22 protein-coding genes are annotated in these 23,297 nt (G+C 33.6%); 14 read left to right on the top strand and 8 right to left on the bottom strand.

What is annotated here, in order from left to right; translation table 11 throughout:
• Positions 1–6: 6 nt before the first annotated feature.
• Positions 7–1,116, bottom strand: coding sequence for a DNA polymerase III subunit beta (dnaN, locus tag MTZ49_RS03880; protein ID WP_264747080.1), 1,110 nt, complete (start codon positions 1,114–1,116; stop codon positions 7–9).
• 121 nt (positions 1,117–1,237) lie between these two features.
• Entirely contained in the window at positions 1,238–2,662 is a 1,425-nt protein-coding gene (gene dnaA, locus MTZ49_RS03885) for a chromosomal replication initiator protein DnaA (protein ID WP_264747081.1), read from the bottom strand.
• A 489-nt stretch (positions 2,663–3,151) separates the two neighbouring features.
• Here dnaA and rpmH point away from each other — a divergent pair, with 489 nt between their 5' ends.
• The 6 genes from rpmH (at position 3,152) to blc (ending at position 7,958) form a co-directional block, all read left to right on the top strand.
• The gene (gene rpmH / locus MTZ49_RS03890) at positions 3,152–3,286 is read left to right on the top strand and encodes a 50S ribosomal protein L34 (protein ID WP_264747082.1); all 135 of its coding nucleotides are present in this window, start codon (positions 3,152–3,154) and stop codon (positions 3,284–3,286) included.
• An 8-nt stretch (positions 3,287–3,294) separates the two neighbouring features.
• Positions 3,295–3,672 carry a ribonuclease P protein component gene (rnpA, locus tag MTZ49_RS03895; RefSeq protein WP_264747083.1) on the top strand — a complete coding sequence of 126 codons (378 nt, stop codon included), beginning with the start codon at positions 3,295–3,297 and terminating at the stop codon, positions 3,670–3,672.
• 1 nt (position 3,673) lies between these two features.
• Positions 3,674–3,916, top strand: coding sequence for a membrane protein insertion efficiency factor YidD (yidD, locus tag MTZ49_RS03900; RefSeq protein ID WP_201095943.1), 243 nt, complete (start codon positions 3,674–3,676; stop codon positions 3,914–3,916).
• A gap of 6 nt (positions 3,917–3,922) precedes the next feature.
• Complete coding sequence (gene yidC / locus MTZ49_RS03905; protein WP_264747084.1) at positions 3,923–5,731, top strand: membrane protein insertase YidC; 1,809 nt, start codon at positions 3,923–3,925, stop codon at positions 5,729–5,731.
• Between the two features lie 47 nt (positions 5,732–5,778).
• Positions 5,779–7,149, top strand: coding sequence for a tRNA uridine-5-carboxymethylaminomethyl(34) synthesis GTPase MnmE (gene mnmE, locus MTZ49_RS03910; RefSeq protein WP_264747085.1), 1,371 nt, complete (start codon positions 5,779–5,781; stop codon positions 7,147–7,149).
• A 278-nt stretch (positions 7,150–7,427) separates the two neighbouring features.
• On the top strand, positions 7,428–7,958 hold the full coding sequence (blc, locus tag MTZ49_RS03915; RefSeq protein ID WP_264747086.1) for an outer membrane lipoprotein Blc: 531 nt from the start codon (positions 7,428–7,430) through the stop codon (positions 7,956–7,958).
• Between the two features lie 85 nt (positions 7,959–8,043).
• On the opposite strand, the gene MTZ49_RS03920 is transcribed toward blc, so the two are convergent.
• Positions 8,044–8,310: a DUF4377 domain-containing protein gene (locus tag MTZ49_RS03920; protein WP_264747087.1), complete on the bottom strand. Its 267-nt coding sequence runs from the start codon at positions 8,308–8,310 to the stop codon at positions 8,044–8,046.
• A 394-nt stretch (positions 8,311–8,704) separates the two neighbouring features.
• On the opposite strand from MTZ49_RS03920, the gene MTZ49_RS03925 reads away from it, so the two are divergent.
• A complete protein-coding gene (locus MTZ49_RS03925; RefSeq protein WP_264747088.1) occupies positions 8,705–10,081 on the top strand; it encodes an aspartate aminotransferase family protein in 1,377 nt (458 codons plus the stop codon).
• 8 nt (positions 10,082–10,089) lie between these two features.
• On the opposite strand, the gene MTZ49_RS03930 is transcribed toward MTZ49_RS03925, so the two are convergent.
• Together MTZ49_RS03930 and MTZ49_RS03935 are read right to left on the bottom strand one after the other, a co-directional pair.
• Positions 10,090–10,812: a DUF3142 domain-containing protein gene (locus tag MTZ49_RS03930; RefSeq protein ID WP_264747089.1), complete on the bottom strand. Its 723-nt coding sequence runs from the start codon at positions 10,810–10,812 to the stop codon at positions 10,090–10,092.
• Entirely contained in the window at positions 10,782–13,001 is a 2,220-nt protein-coding gene (locus tag MTZ49_RS03935) for a hypothetical protein (protein WP_264747090.1), read from the bottom strand. The genes MTZ49_RS03930 and MTZ49_RS03935 overlap by 31 nt, the downstream gene beginning before the upstream one ends.
• A 199-nt stretch (positions 13,002–13,200) precedes the next feature.
• Between MTZ49_RS03935 and MTZ49_RS03940 the strand changes: the two genes are divergently transcribed.
• A complete protein-coding gene (locus tag MTZ49_RS03940; protein ID WP_264747091.1) occupies positions 13,201–14,394 on the top strand; it encodes an MFS transporter in 1,194 nt (397 codons plus the stop codon).
• A 1-nt stretch (position 14,395) separates the two neighbouring features.
• Here MTZ49_RS03940 and radA read toward each other — a convergent pair whose 3' ends face one another.
• A complete protein-coding gene (radA, locus tag MTZ49_RS03945) occupies positions 14,396–15,757 on the bottom strand; it encodes a DNA repair protein RadA (protein WP_264747092.1) in 1,362 nt (453 codons plus the stop codon).
• Between the two features lie 107 nt (positions 15,758–15,864).
• Between radA and mscL the strand changes: the two genes are divergently transcribed.
• A complete protein-coding gene (mscL, locus tag MTZ49_RS03950; protein WP_264747093.1) occupies positions 15,865–16,275 on the top strand; it encodes a large-conductance mechanosensitive channel protein MscL in 411 nt (136 codons plus the stop codon).
• Between the two features lie 30 nt (positions 16,276–16,305).
• On the opposite strand, the gene MTZ49_RS03955 is transcribed toward mscL, so the two are convergent.
• Positions 16,306–17,052 (bottom strand): SDR family NAD(P)-dependent oxidoreductase, encoded by a 747-nt coding sequence (locus MTZ49_RS03955; protein WP_264747094.1) that lies wholly within the window; start codon positions 17,050–17,052, stop codon positions 16,306–16,308.
• A 181-nt stretch (positions 17,053–17,233) separates the two neighbouring features.
• Between MTZ49_RS03955 and MTZ49_RS03960 the strand changes: the two genes are divergently transcribed.
• From MTZ49_RS03960 to MTZ49_RS03980, 5 genes are read left to right on the top strand one after another with little or no spacing between them, the layout of a single operon-like run.
• Positions 17,234–18,319: an ABC transporter ATP-binding protein gene (locus tag MTZ49_RS03960; RefSeq protein ID WP_264747095.1), complete on the top strand. Its 1,086-nt coding sequence runs from the start codon at positions 17,234–17,236 to the stop codon at positions 18,317–18,319.
• A 30-nt stretch (positions 18,320–18,349) separates the two neighbouring features.
• Positions 18,350–19,384 (top strand): ABC transporter substrate-binding protein, encoded by a 1,035-nt coding sequence (locus MTZ49_RS03965; RefSeq protein ID WP_264747096.1) that lies wholly within the window; start codon positions 18,350–18,352, stop codon positions 19,382–19,384.
• Between the two features lie 40 nt (positions 19,385–19,424).
• Complete coding sequence (locus MTZ49_RS03970; RefSeq protein ID WP_264747097.1) at positions 19,425–20,456, top strand: ABC transporter substrate-binding protein; 1,032 nt, start codon at positions 19,425–19,427, stop codon at positions 20,454–20,456.
• A gap of 11 nt (positions 20,457–20,467) precedes the next feature.
• Positions 20,468–21,715 carry an ABC transporter permease gene (locus MTZ49_RS03975; RefSeq protein ID WP_264747098.1) on the top strand — a complete coding sequence of 416 codons (1,248 nt, stop codon included), beginning with the start codon at positions 20,468–20,470 and terminating at the stop codon, positions 21,713–21,715.
• A 1-nt stretch (position 21,716) separates the two neighbouring features.
• Positions 21,717–22,544: an ABC transporter permease gene (locus tag MTZ49_RS03980; RefSeq protein ID WP_264747099.1), complete on the top strand. Its 828-nt coding sequence runs from the start codon at positions 21,717–21,719 to the stop codon at positions 22,542–22,544.
• Positions 22,545–22,547: 3 nt separating this feature from the next.
• Here the strand turns inward: MTZ49_RS03980 and MTZ49_RS03985 are convergent, their stop codons facing one another.
• Positions 22,548–23,228 carry a phytanoyl-CoA dioxygenase family protein gene (locus tag MTZ49_RS03985; RefSeq protein WP_264747100.1) on the bottom strand — a complete coding sequence of 227 codons (681 nt, stop codon included), beginning with the start codon at positions 23,226–23,228 and terminating at the stop codon, positions 22,548–22,550.
• Positions 23,229–23,297: the final 69 nt, after the last annotated feature.

Consider the following 23,297-nt stretch of genomic DNA (forward strand, 5'->3'; position numbering starts at 1 on the left):
TTAACCTTATAAACGCATGGGCATTACAACATAAGAAGAATCATCATTAGTTTCTTCTTGAATTAATGCACTGCTATTTGAATCAGCTAAGAATATACGTACTTTTTCTGTACTGATTACATTTAATACATCCAATAAATAACTTACATTAAAACCAATTTCTAAAGAAGCACCTGTATATTCTACAGCAATTTCTTCTTCTGCTTCTTCTTGTTCAGGGTTATTTGCTTGTATTTTCAATAAGTTATTTTCAAGATTTAAACGAATACCACGATATTTTTCATTAGATAAAATAGCCGCACGTGTAAATGATTCTTTTAATGACTGACGATCTGCTATTACTAATTTATCACTACCTTTAGGTAATACTCTTTCATAATCTGGGAATTTACCATCAATTAATTTTGAAGTGAATGTAAAATGACCAGTAGTTGCACGAATATGATGCTCACCTAATACAATAGATAACTTAGCTTCTTGATCTGTAAGTAGTTTTACTAGTTCTAAGATAGCTTTACGAGGTAATATAATTTGTTGCTTTTCAGCAATAGCACCATTTAATTCTAAAGGAACAGAACAAACCGCCATACGATGACCATCTGTAGTTACCGTTCTTAAATGGCTATCACTTAGCTCCAATAGCATACCATTTAAATAGTAACGTACATCTTGTTGAGCCATAGCAAAACTAGTATGTTCAATAATTCGACGCAATTTACTTTGTTCAACTTCAAAGGTTAAAGAAGTTGGACCATCTTCTACAGTAGGAAAATCATTAGCAGGTAAAGTAGATAATGTAAACTTTGAACGTCCTGCTTTAATTAATAGCTTTTGATCATCTAATTTAATATCAATCATAGATTCACTAGGCAAACTACGACAGATATCCATTAATTTTTTAGCTGGTACAGTAATTTCACCTACTTCAGTAACATTTTCTAAAGCTACTCTACCAATCAATTCAACTTCTAAATCAGTACCTAATAAAGATAGTTGATTATTTTCTACTGTTAACAACACATTAGAAAGTATAGGTAATGTATGACGACGCTCTACAACGCCTGTCACTAGCTGTAAAGGTGTTAATAACTGTTCACGTTGAATACTAAAATGCATGTTTATAACCCTGTTGATATTTGCTCAAAACGTCCCAGTTATCCCTATACTTTCCATAAGCTAATTTAAACTAGCTAATTTTGCCTTTTCTTGCTCATTCGCGCAAGTTAATAGTTTTTAATTAGGTAGTTAATGTACGTAATAAGTTTTTATAATCTTCAAGAATATCTACATCAAGCTTTTTAAGCTCTTCAATTTTACGACAAGCGTGTAATACAGTTGTATGGTCTTTACCACCAAAAGCATTACCAATCTCAGGTAAACTATGATTAGTAAGTTCTTTGGCTAAAGCCATAGCTACTTGTCGAGGCCTTGCAACAGATCTAGAACGACGCTTAGATAATAAATCAGATACTTTTATTTTATAATATTCTGCAACTGTACGTTGAATATTATCAATACTTATTAACTTATCCTGTAAAGCTAATAAATCCTTCAATGCTTCCTTTATTAGCTCAATGGTAATAGGTTTACCCGTAAACTGAGCATGAGCCATTACCCGCTTTAAAGAGCCCTCTAATTCACGCACGTTTGAGCGTATACGCTGTGCTATAAAAAAAGCATCATGTTGGTTAAGATCTATCTTAGCTTGCTCTGCTTTCTTCATTAAAATAGCTACTCTAGTCTCCAATTCAGGAGGCTCTATAGCTACTGTTAACCCCCAGCCAAAACGAGACTTTAATCGTTCTTCTAAGCCATCAATTTCTTTAGGATAACGATCGCTAGTTAAAATAATTTGTTGACCACCTTCTAATAAGGCGTTAAAAGTATGGAAGAACTCTTCCTGCGAACGTTCTTTATTAGCAAAAAACTGGATATCATCAATTAATAAAGCATCTACAGATCTATAAAACTTTTTAAAATCATTAATAGCATTCATTTGTAACGCTTTCACCATATCCGCTACAAAACGCTCTGAATGCAAATAAACTATCTTAGCATCAGGTTTTTTGGTCAGCATATAATTACCAACCGCATGCATTAAGTGAGTTTTACCAAGACCAACTCCACCATAAAGAAATAGTGGATTATAACCATGCTTCATATTATCAGCTACTTGCCAAGCAGCTGCTCTAGCCATTTGATTGGACTTACCCTCTACAAAATTATCAAAGGTAAATTGCTTATTTAAATAGTTAGAATGATGTAATTTTGTGATTTCAACTTGTTCTTCACTAATATCACCATCTATTATTCTATTAGATATATCTACAATATTTCTTTCAGTTATTTTTTTTGTAGATTTAACAGAAGACAATTTCTCAGTTTTATTAGCAGCTGTTTTAGTAGTAACAGCAGCACTTTTACTGCCTATAGTTAATGTTATATTAGGAGGTGCATCAGCTGAACGTTCAATAATAAGTTCTTGTAAACGAGAAAAATATTTTTCATTTACCCAATCCAATACGAAACGATTGGGTGCATAAATGATTAAACCATCATTATTTACATCAACCTGTAACGGTCTTATCCAAGTATTAAATTGTTGACTTGGTAATTCATCACCTAAAATATTAATACATTGTTGCCAAAGATCTAATAACACAATATAGCTCAACTGATAAATAAATAGACATTCTAACGGCTCTAAGAAAAGTTATCCACAGCTAAATACTATTAAAAATAAAATAAATAGTTGTAAAGTAAAGCTGTGCATAAATAAGCTTAAACTACCTTTATAAAGTGTAAATAAAACAGTGGATAAATCTACTGTGAATAAAAGTACTATTTATCCACAGTTAAACTACATCTAAAACACATCTTTCTCATAGAATATAAACATCTTTATAAAACACTATACTCATTATATAGTAAGACTTATATAAAGTTATTAACAGATTATTAGCTTACTAATAAAAACAATATAAATAATCTTTTAAATACATATATATTTTATATTTATTATTTTATTACACGTAAAATAAACTTTTTTATGTAAAGTACTATTTATTGTTTGACCTTCTGCTCAGCTTCAAATAAAATTGCTGGCTCTTTAAAATTAGGTGTCCTTTTTTGAACACAAGGTAACATTAATATGAAACGTACATTTCAACCTAGTAATATAAAACGTGCACGTGTACACGGTTTTCGCGCTCGTATGGCTACTAAAAGTGGTCGTCAAGTTCTTAATCGCCGTCGTGCTAAAGGTCGTAAACGTATTGCTATTTAATTTTTATTGTGGTGAGTCACGACTTTTCCAAACAAAAACGTTTGCTAGAAGCTGAACACTTTAAGCGTGTTTTTGACTCGCCAGATAAAAAACTATCAACAAGTTATATTTTACTACTTGTTTGTAAAAATAATTTAAATCATCCTCGCTTAGGTCTAGTAATAGGCAAAAAAAGCGTAAAATTAGCAGTACAACGTAATCGACTAAAAAGACAAATACGAGAAGTATTTCGTCTAAATCAACATCTAATTGATACTTATGATGTTGTAGTGGTGGCGCGTAGAGGATTAGCTGAAATAGAAAATAATGAATTACAAGCACAATTCATTAAATTTTGGAAAAAGCTTTCAGTTAAAAACTTTACAAATTCTGAAAATGGCGGCTGATATGCGTAAAGTAGCATTATTGTCCATAAAGTTTTACCAGTATGCTATTAGTCCGTTAATGGCAAGTCACTGTCGTTTTTATCCTAGCTGTTCTTGTTATACTTATGAAGCAATTGAACAGTATGGTTTGCTACATGGTAGCTATTTAGGAGTTCGCCGTTTACTCCGCTGTCATCCATGGAATCCAGGTGGTTATGATCCGGTTCCTCCTAAAAACACCTCTAAACATTCAATTGAAGATTAAATAACTATGGATATTCAACGTCCTATCTTATTAGTTGCATTAGCTGTTGTGGCTTATTTAATATTACTACAATGGAATGATGATTATCATAAAGTTCCTAATGAAGAAGGGACTCAAACAGCGCAAGTAACTCAAAATGTGCAGAATTCTACTGGTGAAAATAATATTGAGTCAGATATTCATCAGCCTGCACCTACTACTGGTGAAAATGCTAATACTACAGAAAATCATCAAGTTACTGTGCCTAATCAACCAATTGCCACTTCTACTAATGGTCAATTTATAGAAGTAGAAACGGATATTTTAAAACTTAAAATTAATCCAAAAGGTGGTGATGTTGTTGAGTTAGATTTAAAAGCTTATCCAAAAGCTTTAAATACACCTAATACGCCTTTCAGATTATTTAGTAATTCTGGAGAAGTTTTATATACCGCAGGAAGTAGGGTATTTTCCACTTCTAATAATAATGTTGTTCCTGTTTATCAAACTGAACAACAAAGTTATAAATTAGCTGATGGTCAAAAAGAATTAAAAGTTAATTTAACTTATACAAAAGATGGTATTAATTACGTTAAAACTTATACCTTCTTACGTGGCATGGATGAAGCTTGTGCTAGTAAAAAGAAAAATAGGGTAGGTTGTGTAGATCCAGCTGCTTATCGTATAGGTGTTAATTATCAAATTACCAATAATACAGATAAAGCTTGGCAAGGTTATTTCTTAGCTTCCTTAACTCGTAACAATGCTGGTGATCCTTCTTCTACAACAGCTACCAGTATGACAACGTTCTTAGGTATGGCCTATTGGACACCTGATAAACCTTATACTAGAATTGCTATTAAAGATGTTGATAAGATTATGCAGGTTGCTACACAGAAGAAAGCAGAAGGAAATCTTAATTACTTACCTTTACCTTCAGCAACTGTACAAGGTGGTTGGATAGCTTGGTTACAACATTACTTTGTAACAGCTTGGGTAGGGGATAAGAGCGAAAACCATGTAGTTAAAACTTATAAAGATCAACAAGGTAATTATATAGTTAGTTTTACTACGCCATTAGTTACAGCACCTGCTGGTGGTCAAGTAAATGAAGATTTTACGCTTTATGCAGGCCCTAAATTACAAGATAGTTTAAAAGAATTATCACCAGGCTTAGATTTAACCATTGATTATGGTATTTTAAGTATGATTGGTAAGCCTATTTTCTGGTTACTACAAGTTATTCATAATATTGTAGGCAATTGGGGATGGTCGATTATTGTATTAACTATTATTATTAAATTAATATTCTTCCCGTTATCTGCAACTAGTTATAAATCTATGGCTAGAATGCGTGCAGCATCACCAAAAATGCAGTCTATTAGAGAGCGCTATGGTGATGATAGACAGAAAATGTCTGAGCAAATGATGAAATTATATAAGGAAGAAAAACTTAATCCATTAAGCGGATGTTTACCCATTGTTATCCAAATGCCTGTGTTTATTGCTTTATATTGGGTATTATTGGAAAGTGTGGAAATACGTCAAGCACCATGGCTAGGTTGGATTCATGATTTATCAACAAGCGATCCATACTTAATATTACCTATTATTATGGGTGCTACTATGTTCTTCCAACAAAGATTAAACCCTGCACCACCTGATCCAATACAAGCAAAAGTATTTAAGATGATGCCTATTATCTTTACTTTCTTCTTTATTTGGTTCCCAGCAGGTTTAGTATTATACTGGGTTGTGAATAACGTCTTATCAATTGCTCAACAGTGGGTTATTACTCGACAAATTGAGAATTTGAAAAAGAAACCAACAAACTAAAATAAAAAACGCCCCGATAGGGGCGTTTTACTTGGATAGTTAAAAATATGATTTATACTAAAGATACTATTGTTGCCATTGCGACTGCACAGGGTAGGGGAAGTGTAGGTATTGTTAGGGTATCTGGTTCTTTAGCTAAAACTATCGCTTTAAAACTATCTAAACAAACAGATTTAAAAGCTAGACATGCTTATTATGGCCCTTGGTTTGATAATCAAGATCAAATAATAGACCAAGGTATTTTATTATTTTTTGCTGCACCAAACTCATTTACTGGTGAAGACATATTAGAATTACAAGGCCATGGTGGGCCTGTAGTATTAGATTTATTATTAGAAACTTGTTTAAGCTTTGGAGCAAGGCAAGCTAGACCAGGGGAGTTTAGTGAACGAGCTTTTTTGAATGATAAATTAGATTTAGCACAAGCAGAAGCTATTGCAGATTTAATTGATGCCAGTTCTAAGCAAGCTGCTCGTAATGCCTTGCGTTCTCTACAAGGTGAATTTTCGAATAAAGTACATGCACTTACTGAAAGTTTAATAGCTTTAAGAATTTATGTAGAAGCTGCTATTGATTTTCCTGAAGAAGAAATTGATTTTTTATCTGAGGGTAATGTATTAACTCAAGTACAACAATTATTAGAACAGTTAGAAAAAGTAGCAAGAGAAGCTTCACAAGGTGCTTTATTACGTGATGGTATGAATGTAGTAATAGCAGGTCTACCTAATGCAGGTAAATCTAGTCTATTAAATGCTTTAGCAGGTCGTGAAGCAGCAATTGTTACTGATATAGAAGGTACCACTAGAGATATTCTTAAAGAACATATTCAAATAGATGGAATGCCTTTACATATTATTGATACTGCAGGTTTAAGAGATACTAATGATCCTGTGGAAAAGATAGGGGTAGAACGTGCTTTATTAGCTATTACTGAAGCAGATAGAATATTATTAGTAGTAGATTCTACAAAACCAGAAGTAGCAAATCCATTGAGTGTTTGGCCAAGTTTTTTAAATCCAAAGCCTGCTATGGAAAAAGTAACTGTTATCTGTAATAAAGCAGATCTAAGCTATAAACAAATAGAATTAATTGTTAATAAAGATGGGCATACTACGATCTATTTAAGTGCTAAAGGGAATCAAGGAATAGATTTACTAAGAGAACATTTAAAAGCATGTATGGGTTATGAACATACATCAGAAAGTAGCTTTAGTGCACGTCGTCGTCATTTACAAGCATTGCAAGAAGCACATGAAGCCATACAACATGGTTATAAGCAATTAGTAGAGCAGAGAGCAGGGGAACTGTTAGCTGAAGATTTAAGACAAGCTCAGCAAGCATTAGGCACTATTACAGGCACATTTACCTCAGATGATTTATTGGGTAGGATATTTTCAAGCTTTTGTATAGGAAAATAACAAATTTTTAAAAGTAGTATATTTATTAGTAATTACAAAAGATTTTTATTATTTATGTAACTTTTTCTATTAATATTAATAAAATGATAATAATGTGATGAATATAACTAATTGATTTTTTAAGTTATAGTATTCTAATTGCAATAATTTTTAACTAAATTACTACAATTTTTCGTTTGATAATACATATATCTACTAGACCTCAACTTACTATTTCATTATTAATGATATATAACAAAAAAATATATACAGTTATTAGATTTTTCAGAGGAAAAGAGATGAAACTATTCTCATTATTTTTAACTGCAATTTTTTCATTAATATTGACAGCTTGTTCTACTAAACCACCTTCAAATGTAACCGTAGTCCAAAATTTTGATGCTAATCGTTATTTAGGTACTTGGTATGAAATAGCCCGACTTAATCATAGTTTTGAAAAAGATTTAGAACAAGTTACGGCTAATTACAAATTACGTAGTGATGGTGGTCTTGATGTAATTAACCGTGGTTATAATCCAAATAAAAAAGCATGGAAAGAGAGTGATGGTCGAGCTTATTTTGTAGATTCACCTAATATAGCTTCACTTAAAGTTACTTTCTTTTGGCCAATTTATGGTGGTTATAACGTTATAGTTTTAGATGATAATTATCAATACGCTCTGGTTTGTGGCCCTAATAAAAACTATTTATGGATTTTATCGCGTACGCCAACTTTAGATCAGAATATTAAAGATAGCTTAGTTGCTAAAGCAAAAGAACTTGGTTTTGCAACAGAAGATTTAATATGGATTAAGCAAGGCGATATATAAATTGATCTTTAGCAACTGCCTAATTAGCTAAATGCTAATAGGCAGCATACTATGGAATTAAACAATATAAACTAGCAGTAATAAATTAATTATTAACTATTTTTTGTTTATTAATGATTTTTACTAAAGTCCACTGTAATGATGAGGCATCAGCAGGAATAGGTTCAGGTTTTTTAGTAACATTTACTTCAAGTTGGTAATTATAACCAGGCTCAAAAGTAAAACCATCAATAGAGCCATAAAAGAATTCCCATTCTGTTTGGCCTTGTTCCTTAATTTTCATACATTTCATAGGAGCAACACCTGTACAATCAACTAAGTAAGGAGCTACTTCAATATGTTTAGTAGTCATAGGCTTGGTATTATCCTTTTGACAGGCAGTTAATAGTAATATTGAGAAAATTAATAAAGTAAATTTTTTTAAATAATTACAATTAGTTATCCATGATTTTAAAATATTCATTGAAGCTATCCAGTTAATTTAATAAAAATAATTTTAAGTAGTTATTGAATTAACTACTAGTATCAATTAGTTTGACATATTACTAATAACCTTTGAACTACTGTTAATTAGGTTATGTCGTATATTATAGCTATTGCTCTATATTTTTATACGTCGTTGAATGACTTTGCCGTACTAGTTGTACTGTCTTCAGTCATTCGCCTCGTCTAAAATTATATAGAAACAGCTATATGATAATTAGACTAGTCAAATAATTCTATTAATTTAATAAGAGTAACTTGTAATGACCAATCTCTCTAAAATTGTTGAAAAAGATATAAAAAATCAATTACATCCTTATACAAATGCTCGTCTACAAGAACAAAAAGGTTCATTAATGATTGAACGTGGCGAAGGTGTATTTGTATTTGATGAAAATAATAATAAATATATAGAAGCTTTATCAGGACTATGGAGTGTTGCGGTAGGTTTCAACAATAAGAGATTGGCAGTAGCAGCAACCAAACAATTTGAGAAATTACCCTTTTATCATTTATTTGGTCAAAAATCACATCCTGCCAGTGCCGAATTAGCAGAGAAGTTAATAGAATTAGCCCCAGTACCTATGAGTAAAGTATTTTTTACTAATTCAGGATCCGAGGCTAATGACACAGTCATTAAACTAGTTTGGTACTATAACAATGCTAAAGGTCGTCCTAATAAAAAGAAATTTATAAGTAGAAAATTTGCTTACCATGGCATTACTTTGGCGGCTGGTAGTTTGACAGGCATTCCTGCAAACTTAAATGGTTTTGACCTACCTTTATCTGATCGTTTTTTACATACCCTTTGTCCTTATTATTATCGTGATGCTAAACAAGGCGAAACAGAAGAGCAGTTTGTTGATCGTTTAGTGGCTGAACTAGAAGCAATGATTCAAAAAGAAGGTCCTGAAAATATAGCCGCTTTTATTGGTGAACCTATTATGGGAGCAGGTGGGGTAATTGTGCCACCACAAGGTTATTGGGAAAAAGTACAAAAGGTTTGTCGTAAATACGATATTTTAATAGTAGCTGATGAAGTTATTTGTGGTTTTGGTAGAACAGGTAATATGTTTGGTAGCCAAACCTTTAATATTGAGCCTGATATTATCACTATATCAAAACAGCTTTCTTCTTCTTATCAGCCTATTTCTGCAATTTTAATTAATGATACGGTTTATCAAGGCATTGCTGATGAATCCAATGCTTTAGGTGGTTTAGGTCATGGTTATACAGCTGGTGGTCATCCTGTAGCAACAGCAGTTGCCCTAGAAAACTTAAAAATAATTGAAGAAGAAAACTTAGTAGCTAATGCAATAGCTATGGGCGAAGTTTTAAGAAAGGGATTACAGCAATTTGCAGATCATCCACTAGTAGGTGATATTCGAGGTAAAGGACTGATTGCAGCAGTTGAACTAGTAGCAGATAAACAAACCAAAGCACCTTTTGAAAAAGAAGGTAACTTAGGGAAGTACTTAAGTGATAGAGCTATACAGCATGGTATGATTACACGTTCTATGCGAGACATTGTCGCTTTTTGCCCACCATTAATTATTAAAGAAAATGAAATTAAAATGATTCTAAATAGTTTTGAAAAAGCATTAGAAGACACAACAATTTGGGCAGTAACTAAGAAGTAATAGCTTATTTAAGGGTTTTGTAGAAAAACTACATAACCCTTAAAATTTGGATTCTTTTCTAAGTATTTGGGTGCTTGCCATTCACCATTTTGAATAATACCAATTTTAAAAGGAATGGTTATAGCTTGTAGATTTTTCAAATATTGTTGATAGTTACTAATGGTGTGTTTACCTTGGTAGGTTTGGAATACAACTTCATCTACAATATTGGTTAATTGATTGATCAAAACAGGATCACCATTACTGCCCCAATCTAATAAACCTGTAATACTTAACTTATAGTTTTCGGGCAACCATTGTCTAACTTTAATTAGAAAATCTATATATTCTGCCAATTGATTGGTAGCTACATCAAAATCGATTTGGATACCGATTACTTTAATATCATTTGATTGCCATTGTTTTAATTGTTTACTAAGAATAGTAAGAGTATCTTCTGACCAGTTCAATGTGTGAGCACGATAAACTAGCCATAGTTGTTGATTATCAAGGGAATGAATAGAGTTACCTTGGCTAATAAAATGAGTTTTATTATTGTAATTAGAAACTATTTGTCCTCTTAAAAGGTAGATAGTAGAAGCATTATTTAAAACAGATTGCGAACGAATACCGCTCCATAACCAAAAAGCATCATAATCTTCTGCTTTTACCTTAGCAAAGCAAGGAAAACTAACTAGTAATAACCAAGCTATTACTAGTTTTACCAGTAAATAGGTTGCTGTTTTGCCCATAGTGTTTTTGCATATTTAGAATGTAGTAATTGGAACCATTCTTTCCGTTTAGTTAATGGTATATCTTGTCTATCACAATGATTATAGCCACCAGTAAAACAACGAATGGCTTTATAGAGAGCATAGGCTTTGTCTTCGTCTGTTGCTGTTTCATCATTAATAATGAATTGGTAACCCTTTAATCGTGAATATAAAAATTTGCCAAAATCTGTGGGATTATTTGTACCTAAACTACCTGTATTATTAGTATTATTTAAAGATGAAAAAAGCATATAACGAGGATAAGGTAATTGATAATGCTCACTAAACTCACCTAAACAATTTAATGCTTTACCATCAGTAGGATTTAGCTTTAATACATTAGCTAGAATAATAGGAGAAGGACAAGGATATTCTGAATGACTTGGAATAGCTTCAGAAAATAAGGTTAAATTAGTTTGGCCGTATTTGCTGATATTACCCAAATAAACTTCATCCAGTGTATTTTTAGAAATTAATAATGAATTATCCGTTAAAAAATCACTGTAATTTTGCGAGAGTAAGTCCTTATAAAGTAATAGATAAATCATCGTAGCTTTATCAAATTCTTGTAACTCATTATTAGTGAGTAATTGCTGTAACTGGCTACGATTAGCATTTTTTCTTAATAAAATATAACGTAATTGTGGTGTAGTAATGGGAGAGTATTTAGCAAAAACACTGTTTATTCTTGCTGTTTTTTCATAATTTAGGGCAAGACCTAATTCAACGAAAGGTTCCTGATAAGATTGTTTGGCCAGTTCTTTTAAAGATAACCATAGCTTTTCTGCTGCATATGCTCTAGAACTATTTTCTAAAGCCATAGTCCTTAATACTTGGCCACTAAACTGAAGTGGCGTAATTGTTATAGTTTTATCTTCTATAATCAATTCTGGAATAAGTGATAATACTTGCTCAGGATTAGTTTCTATATAGGTGTAATAAGTGGCTAATAGATAGTTATAAAGCTCAGGATTATTTTTGAAGGTATTTTGCTGTTTTTCCAAGTCTTCTAATTTTATTTGGTTAGATCTCATTTTAAGAAGATCATATACCACTAATAATTTTGGTGTTTGTGATAAAGAACGAACAGTAGCAGGATTACTGTTAAAGTAAACTTTATTATCAATTTCTAAAATAAGATCAGCAACAGAATATCTATTAGATGAGGTTAAATTAATATGCCTTCTAGGATTATCTAATAGATTTTCATAACTACTAGCTAATGCAACTTGATTACCTTGTAACCAATAAATACGTCTTAACAAAGCTATTGTCGAATTAGCATATTTGCCTTTTGGATAAAGTTTTAAGTAATTATTAAAAGCAGTACGACTTTTAATAATAGTGGCTTGATTAACTTTCTTTAAATCCAATTCAAACCAATTATTATAGGCAACAGCCTGTCCTTGATTAAGTAGCGTTCTAGCTATCATGTAAGTAGCCGCTTCTTTAACCCAAAGTTGGGCGGCTGTACTGGCAGTAGTAAAAAACTTTAAGGCAGAGGTGTAATCATTTTTATAAAAAGCATTAGCACCTTGTAGATAATTAGAGAAATGTCTTGCTGTAAAACTGGGATCAGCAGGAATAAATGAACTAATATCGGCTTTTGGATTATCAAATAATAGATAGCGAGCAAGTAGTAAATCTTTACGTTCTTGATCATTTAAACCATGAGTAGTAGCTATTTGTTCAATAAATTCAAGGGCAGGTGAAACTAAGAAATCATTATTATCAAGTAAAGAAGAGTTATTCATTACTTGTTCAATAAGTTTTTTAGTTTTGTCATTTAAGTTTGCTTTTACGCGTTTTACTTTGGTTTGATGAGTTCTTTGTAAATCATCTAAATAAGCATCATAAATAGTAAGTTCAAAGGGAATATGAGCAATGCCACTTCTAACCTCAGTAGCTAAATAAGGTGCTCTATTTTGGGGTGATGAAAGGGTTGCAAAAGTAGCTTTTTGTATATCAGTGTTATTTATTAATAAAATTAAGTTAGTACGGCTATCATTAAAAGGGCTAAGAAAAGGTAAATTACTACAAATATTGTTTTGTTGATTTATTAATGATAAAGAGTAGTCGCAGTAATTAATATCACTACTGGCCATAGCAATAAATGAGAAAAAGTTATTAAGTGCTAAGCAACAAAATAATAACTTTAGAAATTTCATAAAATAAAGCCTTAAATAAATAGGGTATTATAAAAATATAATTTATATAGAAAGCTAAATGAGTAAGCTATAATTAGCTATTAAATCCATTATTATTAATAGACTATTGTAACGATTAATGCCTATTTTTAACAGAAAAAAAGTTCTATAAGTAGACTTTTGTCCATTGTAGATTATTACTAATAGCAAGGCTTTAAGAATGGAAAAAACAATTTCAAAAAATAAACTCCTAACAATAGCAGGACTTGGATGGTTATTTGATGCAATGGATGTTGGCCTATTATCTTTTGTGTTAGCAGCTTTAGCAAAAGATTGGCAACTGACAGCAAAAACAATAGCGTGGATTGGTAGTGTTAACTCTATTGGGATGGCGGTTGGCGCATTTCTATTTGGTTTAATGGCTGACCGTTTTGGTCGACGTTTTATTTTTATTTTTACCTTATTATTATTCAGTATAGCCAGTGGTTTAACCGCATTTACTACAGGTCTAACATTATTTCTAATCCTACGATTTTTTATTGGTATGGGATTGGGGGGAGAGTTACCTGTTGCTTCAACATTGGTTGCTGAAAGTGTTGAACTTCATGAAAGAGGAAGAATTGTTGTTCTACTGGAAAGTTTTTGGGCGTTTGGTTGGATTGTAGCAGCGCTTATTGGTTATTTTGTTATTACTGATTATGGTTGGCGAGTGGCTATGTTATTAAGTGCATTGCCTGCGTTCTATGCAGTGTATTTACGATTAAATTTACCAGACTCACCTCGCTATACGGCACAAACCGTTAAACCTTCTATTATTCGCAATATTAAAATGATTTGGTCAGTAGAGTATAAAAAAGCCACTTTGATGCTGTGGATATTATGGTTTTGTGTGGTTTTTTCATACTATGGTATGTTTTTATGGTTACCTTCGGTGGTTATTTTAAAAGGTTTTGATTTAGTAAAAAGTTTTGAATATGTGTTAATTATGACATTAGCGCAGTTACCAGGTTATTTTACGGCTGCATGGCTTATTGAGAAAGTTGGTCGAAAATTTGTGTTGGTAACTTATCTAGTAGGTACTGCTATTGCCGCTTATTTTTTTGGAATAGCAAATACAGCGATGCAATTAGTGATAGCAGGAATGTTTTTATCATTTTTTAATTTAGGGGCATGGGGTGCTTTGTATGCCTATACCCCTGAGCAATATCCAACATTAGCTAGAGCGACTGGTGCAGGAATGGCAGCAGGTATTGGTAGAATAGGGGGAATACTAGGCCCCTTAATGGTGGGCTATATGGTAAGTTACCACTTTAGCCCAAGTATTATTTTTAATATATTCTGTTTGGTTATTGCCATAGGTGTTATTGCTGTACTTGTATTAGGTAAAGAAACTAAGCAAACAGAATTAACTTAAATCATTCAAATAAGGCTTCTAATGCCTGTTCTAAACGGGTAACGGCAATTATAGTTAAACCCTCAGGTGCTGTTTTAGGTGCATTAGCCTTCGGTACGATGGCACGTTTAAAACCGTGTTTAGCAGCTTCTTTTAAACGTTCTTGACCACTAGGAACAGGGCGAATCTCGCCTGATAAACCTACCTCACCAAACACTAATAAGTCATGAGCTAAAGGTCTGTTACGTAGACTGGAAATAACGGTAGCAAGTAATGCTAAGTCAGCAGCTGTTTCAAGTACTTTTACTCCACCAACCACATTAATAAATACATCTTGGTCGTAAGTAGGTACGCCACCATGACGGTGTAATACAGCTAATAACATCGCTAAGCGGTTTTGATCTAAGCCCAGTGTAACACGGCGAGGGTTGCCTAAATGACTAGTATCCACTAAGGCTTGTACTTCTACTAGCATAGGGCGTGAACCTTCCCATGTAGCCATTACTACACTACCAGGTACTTCTTCTTGGGTTCGACTTAAGAAAATAGCAGAAGGATTAGAAATTTCTCTTAACCCTTTATCTGTCATCGCAAATACACCTAGCTCATTAACCGCACCAAAACGATTTTTTACAGCACGTAATAAGCGTAAGCGACCATCAGATTCGCCTTCAAAGTAAAGTACCGTATCAACCATATGCTCTAGTACGCGAGGGCCTGCTAGCGCCCCTTCCTTAGTCACATGGCCGACTAAGAAAATAGCGGTATTATTTTGTTTAGCATAACGGGTTAATAGTGCGGCGCTTTCTCTTACTTGAGCTACACCACCAGGAGCAGATTGTAGTTGTTCAGTAAAAATAGTTTGAATGGAGTCGATCACCATTACTTTAGGATGTTCTTGTTTAGCAGTACTAATAATGGCTTCAATAGAAGTCTCAGTCATCACGCGTAGTTTATCTTCAGGTAATCCTAAACGACGAGCACGCATGGCCACTTGTTGTTGTGACTCTTCACCTGTTACATAGAGGGCAGGGTGGTAGTTGGCTATGTTACAAAGGGTTTGTAACAAAATAGTTGATTTTCCAATACCAGGGTCACCACCAATTAATACAACCGAACCATCTACTAAACCACCACCTAGTACACGATCAAGCTCAGAAGAATGGGTAGTAAAACGAGGCGTTTCCTCGGTGCTGACTTCAGCTAAGGTTTTTACCTGTGCGGCTTGTCCTGTCCAGCTACGGATAGTACTAGCCATCGGTGAATTATCAACAACGGTTTCTATAAGGGTATTCCATGCTCCACATTCAGCGCATTGTCCAGACCATTTAGGAAAAGTTGCACCGCACTCAGTACAGCCGTATAAACGTTTAGCTTTAGCCATACAGTCCTCATTTTAAATAGGTAAACTATTAAACAAAAGGGTTATTGTAAAGGATTATTAACTATAGCATTATAAAAAAATTAATTTTTAGTTGAGGAAGTATTTCTATGAGTTTACTGCAAGAATTTAAAAAATTTGCAATGCGCGGCAATGTTATTGATATGGCGGTTGGTATCATTATCGGTGCTGCGTTTGGCAAAATTGTTTCTTCATTTGTTGGCGATATAATTATGCCACCTCTTGGTATCTTAATTGGAGGGGTTGATTTCTCCGATTTGGCCATTACCTTGAAAGAAGCAGCTGATGGTGCGCCAGCAGTAGTATTAGCCTATGGTAAATTTATTCAAACGATAGTGGATTTTACAATTATTGCCTTTGCTATCTTTATGGGTATTAAAGCAATGAATAAATTAACCCATCATGAAGAAGAAAAACCAGAAGAGCCTGCTAAACCTACACAAGAAGAATTACTAGCAGAAATAAGAGATTTATTAAAAGAGCAAAAAGATAAAGTTTAGTAAAATCTGAAGCCTATCTTAATGATAGGCTTAAACGTGCTGTCCACCGTTAACATGAATTTCTGCGCCATTAATATAGGAAGCACCCGTTGTACAAAGGAAATAAATAAGGGTAGCGACTTCTTCAGGTTTGCCTAGGCGATGTAGAGGAATATCATGATCTACAATTTCTTGAGTGCCTGGTGAAAGAATAGAAGTATCAATTTCTCCTGGAGCAATGGCATTAACTCTCACACCATGAGGGCCAAAATCATGAGCCATTTCTCGGGTTAATGCGGCTAAAGCAGCTTTAGAAGTTGCATAAGCAACCCCAGCAAAAGGATGCACACGAGAGCCAGCAATAGAAGTAACATTAATGATATTACCCTTTGCCGCTTTTAATTCATTAAATAATCCTTTTGCTAATAATGCCGTAGAGAACAAATTAACATTAAATACATTAAGCCAAGTACAGTAATCTGTTTCTAGCACACCTAAACGTTCACCATTAATCCCTTTTGGAGAAATTCCAGCATTATTAACAAGTGCATGTAATTTACCATCGGGTAGTTTTTCTTTGATTAACTCTATTGTTTCGTCAAGGTTTTCAATATTTTCTAAATCTAAATTAATATGATTCTCTAAGCCTTGCGACCAAGGACAATCGTTATTCCAATTATTTCTTGCAGCAGTAATGACATTCCAGCCCGCAGCATTAAAATGTTTTACCGTAGCATGACCAATACCACGGCTTGCACCCGTTAATAGCAGTGTTTTTTTAGTAGTTGTGTCAGCCATAATTAGGTATCCAATTAAATGTAAGTAATTATCATTAATAACTATTGCTAATAAGTCAAGAGATGTTTAACTATAACGGCCTTAATATGCGATAATAGTAATGTTTTTTAAATAACAAAGTGTCATTATGGCACTGATTAACTAAACGTGATTAGTTAAAGAGTAAAAAGAGATTAATTATATGGTAGCAGTCTCTCACCCTTATGTGCATTTTCATAATGTCCAAAAGACTTATGATGGTGAACAACTGGTAGTAAAAAATCTTAATTTAGAGATAGAAAAGGGAGAGTTTCTGACTTTACTTGGGCCTTCGGGTTCAGGTAAAACAACGTGTTTAATGTTGTTGGCAGGGTTTGAGATGCCAACCAAAGGTGAAATTTTTTTAGAAAATAAGCCATTGCACACATTACCACCCCATAAACGTGATATAGGTATGGTATTCCAAAACTATGCTTTATTTCCTCATATGACGGTGGCAGAAAATTTAGCTTATCCTTTAAAAGTTAGGAAAGTAGCTAAAGCTGTAATAGCTGAAAAAGTAAAACAAGCCTTAGCAATGGTTAAGCTACAAAACTTGGCTGCTCGTTATCCAGCACAATTATCAGGTGGACAACAACAACGTATAGCGTTAGCTAGGGCATTAGTTTTTCAACCACAATTGGTATTAATGGATGAACCATTGGGGGCATTAGATAAACAGCTGCGAGAACAAATGCAGTTAGAAATAAGACATCTTCATAGAGAGCTAGGCGTTACTATTGTGTTTGTTACTCATGATCAATCTGAAGCATTAACCATGTCAGATCGGGTAGCAGTATTTAATGATGGCATTATTCAACAAGTAGATACACCACAAAAACTCTATGAACAGCCGTGTAATTCTTTTGTTGCTCATTTTATTGGTGAAAATAATGAATTACCTGGGATAGTGCTAGCGATTGAAAATAATACATGTCGAATACGTTTAGCTAATAATGCTGAGGTTATCGCTCGAATGGGAATACCATTAAGTGTTGGTGATGCTACTTCGCTATCAATTAGACCGGAGCGAGTGATCTTAGCGCAAGCAGAAAGTAATTGTTTAACGGGCATAATAGAAGAACTTATCTATCTAGGTGATCATGTTCGTGTTCGGTTAAAAGTGGCAGATAACACTGAGTTTACCGCAAAAATCCCTATTTCAGCTATGCAAAGTCATTGGACAGCAGGTGTTACAGTTCCTGTTAGTTGGTATGGTGAAGATGCTTGTGCACTTAATCCATTGTAAAAATCTATTCTTTTAAATAAGAGGTTTACTGTGATAAAGAAAATTTTAGCAGTTACATTGTTAACAAGCATTTTTATGCAAACCCAAGCAGAACCATTAACAGTTATTTCCTATGGTGGTTTGCATTTAAAAGCACAGGGTGAGGCTTTTTATAAACCCTATGAGAAAAAATACAATACTAAAATAATTACAGGCGAATACAACGGTGAAATGGCTAAAGTACGATCAATGGTCGATACTGGTCGCACCTCGTGGGATGTATTACAAGTTGAAACAGGTGATCTTTATCGAGGTTGTAGTGAGGGTTTATTTGAGCAACTTGATTGGTCAAATCTAAAGGTTGATGGTGAAAGTGATTATGTTGATGGATCGCTTTCCGAATGTGGCGCTGGCTTTTTTATCTGGTCTGTTGTGCTTGCTTATGATTCTTCTAAGCTCACTACGCCTCCTAAAGATTGGAAGGATTTTTGGGATGTTAAAAAATTCCCTGGTAAAAGAGCATTAAGAAAAAGTCCTATCCTTGCTTTAGAAGTAGCTTTGTTAGCGGATGGAGTAAAAACAGAAGATATTTATACAGTTTTAGCAACGCCTGAAGGCGTTGATAGAGCCTTTAAAAAATTAGATGAAATTAAACCTTATGTGCAATGGTGGGAGTCAGGTTCACAGCCGATGCAATGGCTAATTTCTGGTAATGTGGTGATGACCTCAGCCTACAATGGACGAGTTTATGATGCACAACAAGAGGGTAAACCAGTACAAATCGTATGGAATGATAGTTTCTATGATATGGATAGTTTTGCCATTATTAAAGGAACAAAAAATAAACAAGCGGCTGAACGTTTTATTGAATTAACTATGCAACCAGAAAATCAAAAAGTTTATTCAGAAGTAGCAGGTTATGGTTTTTCTAATAAGAAAACAGCAGAATTATTAGACGCCAAAACACTTGATCATCTATCTACTGCGCCTGAGCATATGAAAAATGCCCATAAATTAGATCCAGATTTTTGGATAGATTATGGTGAAACACTACAACAGCGCTTTAATGTGTGGGCTTCTGAGTAATATATGATTTGTTTAGTGTTATTAAGTGGAGCTTAGCAGGGTGATAAAAAGATTAATGTTTGTTGTTATCATGGGCTTATTAACAGCTTGTCAGCAACAAGATGATTCATTAACTGTTATCTCCTTAGGTGGGGTACATGCTAAAGCACAAAAGGTGGCTTTTTATAAACCTTTTGCAGAAGCAAACGATATTTCTATTATTGGTGGTAGCTATACAGGAGGCATGGCAAAAATTCGCTCGATGATAGAAACTAAGCAAATAGATTGGGATGTTGTACAAGTTGAAACACCTAATCTAATACGAGGTTGTAGTGAGGGATTATTTGAGCCCATAGATCAATTGGCCATAGGAAACACTAAAGATTTTATCAAGGGTAATTTTTCAGAATGTGGCGTCGGTTTTTTTAGTTGGTCAATTATTATTGCCTACAATATCGATAAACTCTCAAAAACACCTAAAACGTGGCAAGATTTTTGGAATGTTAAAGATTTTCCAGGTAATCGAGGTTTACAAAAAACAGCTATGATTGCTATGGAAGCAGCCCTATTAGCCGATGGTGTAGCACCAAATAATATTTATAAAGTATTAGCAACACCAGAAGGTATAGATAGAGCTTTTAAAAAATTAGATGAGATCAAACCTTATATTAAATGGTGGGAAAAAGGCTCACAGCCATTACCTATGTTATTGGCAGGTGATGTGGTAATGACAACAACCTTTAATGGCAGGGGCGTTATCGCTCAACAAGAAGGTAAGCCTGTTGGGCTTATATGGCACAATAGTTTTTATGATGTAGATAATTTTGCTATTGTAAAAGGTAGTCATCATAAAGAGCTAGCAGAAAAGTTTATCGCTTTTGCTGTATCTGCTGAACCACAAAAAGAGTTTTCAGAATACTCTAGTTATGGTTTTGTTAATAACCATACAATACCCATCATTAATGCGGAGTTACTTAAACAATTACCCAATAATCCAGATACTATGCAACATTCTTATAAAATTAATGCTAATTTTTGGGTTGAACAAGGCGAACCATTAGAACAACGTTTTAATGTTTGGGCTTCTCAATAGTGGAATTAGTAATGGAACAAACTGTAAAACATCAAAAAAGGCTAAAAAAACGACTTAATAAATCAGGTCGTAAAAAACGTTGGGTATCCCGTTTATTAGTCATGCCTGCTATTGCTTTTTTAGTTTTTTTCTTCTTAATTCCATTAGGTGATATTCTTTGTAAAAGTGTTATTAATCCAGAAATTCATAAAAATTTACCAGCCACACTAGAAGCATTAAAAAATTGGGATGGTAAATCAACACCTGATGAAGATGTTTTTAAAGCATTAGTGAATGACTTACGAGAAGCTAGAAAACAAGGTGTGGCAGGTGCAATTGGCAGACGTTTAGGTTATGAGGATGATAAATATAGAGTAATGATAAGTGCTACATTGCGTAGACTACCTGCACAGCATGTAACAGATATTAAAGGTGCTGTTATAAAAGCTTCACCTTTATGGCAAGAACCTAGTACATGGCAAACGATACAATGGGCATCAACTACTTTAACCAGCCGTTACCTATTACAATCTTTTGATTATAAAATAGATCCACATACAGAAAAGTTAACACCTATTACTATTAAGATCCATAATGAAGAAGTGGCTAATTACCATGTAAAAATATTATTTCGTACTTTATGGATGGCTTTTGTTATTACATTCTTTTGTGTGTTAATAGGTTATCCTTTAGCTTATTGGTTGTCATGCCAGCCAACAAAACGAGCTAATTTATTTTTGATTTTAGTGTTATTGCCTTTCTGGACATCATTATTAGTAAGAACTACAGGTTGGTATATTCTATTACAATCGAATGGCTTGGCTAATTACCTATTACAGTTTTTAAATATAGTGGATCATCCAACATCCTTTATTCCAGGACGTTTTGCCGTTTATATTGCAATGATTCATATTTTATTACCTTTTATTGTATTACCCCTTTATGCAGTGATGAGGGGAATTTCCTCTAGCCATTTACGAGCAGCTATATCACTAGGCGCACACCCTGCTTATGCTTTCCTTACAGCTTATGTTCCACAAACCTATGCAGGGTTAAGAGCAGGTGTTTTACTGGTATTTATTATGTCTATTGGCTATTACATTACACCTGCTTTATTAGGTGGTCCGGCTGATCAGATGATTAGTTATTTTATTAATTACTATACTAATGAAACCAATAACTGGGGCTTAGCAGCCGCTTTAAGTGTGCAACTAATGGTAATAGTAATTGTACTCAGTTGGATATACAGTAAAATCTCTTATAGAAGACGGAAAGCCTAAAATGTTTAGACATTATTATCGTTCTACTAACTGGAAAATAGGTCGTTTTTTATTTAATGGCTTTGCTGTATTAGCATTAATATTTTTGATTACGCCTGTATTGGTTATTATTCCACTTTCATTTAATAAAAGTTCTTTTTTAACTTATCCAATAGATGGTTTTTCATTAGATTGGTATAAAGCATTTTTTGCCTCAGAGGCTTGGATAGGAGCGTTAGAAAATAGTTTTATTATTGCACCTGTTGCTACTTTATTTGCTACTGTATTGGGAACATTTGCGGCAATAGGTGTAGCTAAAAATAAATTTAGGGGCAAAATACTGTTTATGAGTATTATTATGTCGCCGATGGTTACTCCTATTGTGATTATCGCTGTAGGACTTTATTTTTTCTTTGCACAACTTAAATTAACTAATAGTTATTTTGGGCTTATTTTAGCTCATACTGTACTAGGTATTCCTTTTGTGGTTATTACAGTGAGTGCAGCGTTACGTGGTTATGATGAAAATTATTCACGAGCAGCCGCTAGTTTAGGTGCTTCTCCCTTTGTGGTTTTTCGAACAGTTACTTTCCCATTAATTGCACCAGGTGTTATTTCAGGGGCGTTATTTGCTTTTGCTACTTCTTTTGACGAGGTGGTTGTTACCTTGTTTTTAGCCAGCTCTAGTCAGCGAACGCTACCTATGCAAATGTTTAGTGGTATAAGAGAAAATATTGAGCCTACCATTGCTGCTGCTGCCACAATTATGTTGATTTCTTCTGCTGCATTACTACTAAGCATTGAGTATTTACGTCGTCGTAGTGATAGGTTACGTAAACCAACGCATTAGCTTTTATATGGTGAATAAAAAAGGTATCTCTTTTGTTAGCTTATTAGGTACGAATAAGAAATGTAAAACACGCCGACCATTAGCCTCTTTCGCCTTTGATGATGAATGTAAAATAAGTGGCCGCATAATAACAGCTCCTCCTGCATTAACAATACATTCTTGCTCGTCTTTTTGATCCCTAATAGTTATCCAATCTTTTTCTGGTATACGTCCAGCTTGATGGGTTCCAGCAACAACTTTTAATGGTCCATGTTGTTGGTGACAGTCATCTATATGTAATCGAACAGCAACGATTTGTTCTAAAATAGAAGAAGGGGGTTGTACAAAAAGAAAACCTTGTTTTTCTGACCAACCCGTAAAACCTGTTTCATTAAGATGCTCTTTGACAGGTATACTCAGGTCTTGATGCAAAGGCACTAACCAGTTCTTTGCTGATGATTTTCGAAAAAAAGTACACTGTATGGTTGAAGGCTCTTTAGGCAATATGGGGGTTAATAAAGGATGTTTCTTGAGTTTATTAGCTAAATTTTTACACCAGTCTTCTGTTAATAATTCTCTACTACCAGCACCATCCATATTAATAGCATGTAATTCTTGTTCAATGGCTGTTAGTTCTTCAACGGTTAATATTGATTCTATTAGTAAATAACCATTCTTATTGAAAAATTGTTGTGATGTTTTCATAAAGTTAATCCTTTACATTTTTGTATAAGCATAATTATTAAGATTATGTATAATAAGATTCAGTTATAA

It is taken from the genome of Entomomonas sp. E2T0 (genome assembly GCF_025985425.1).
Taxonomy (GTDB): Bacteria; Pseudomonadota; Gammaproteobacteria; order Pseudomonadales; family Pseudomonadaceae; genus Entomomonas.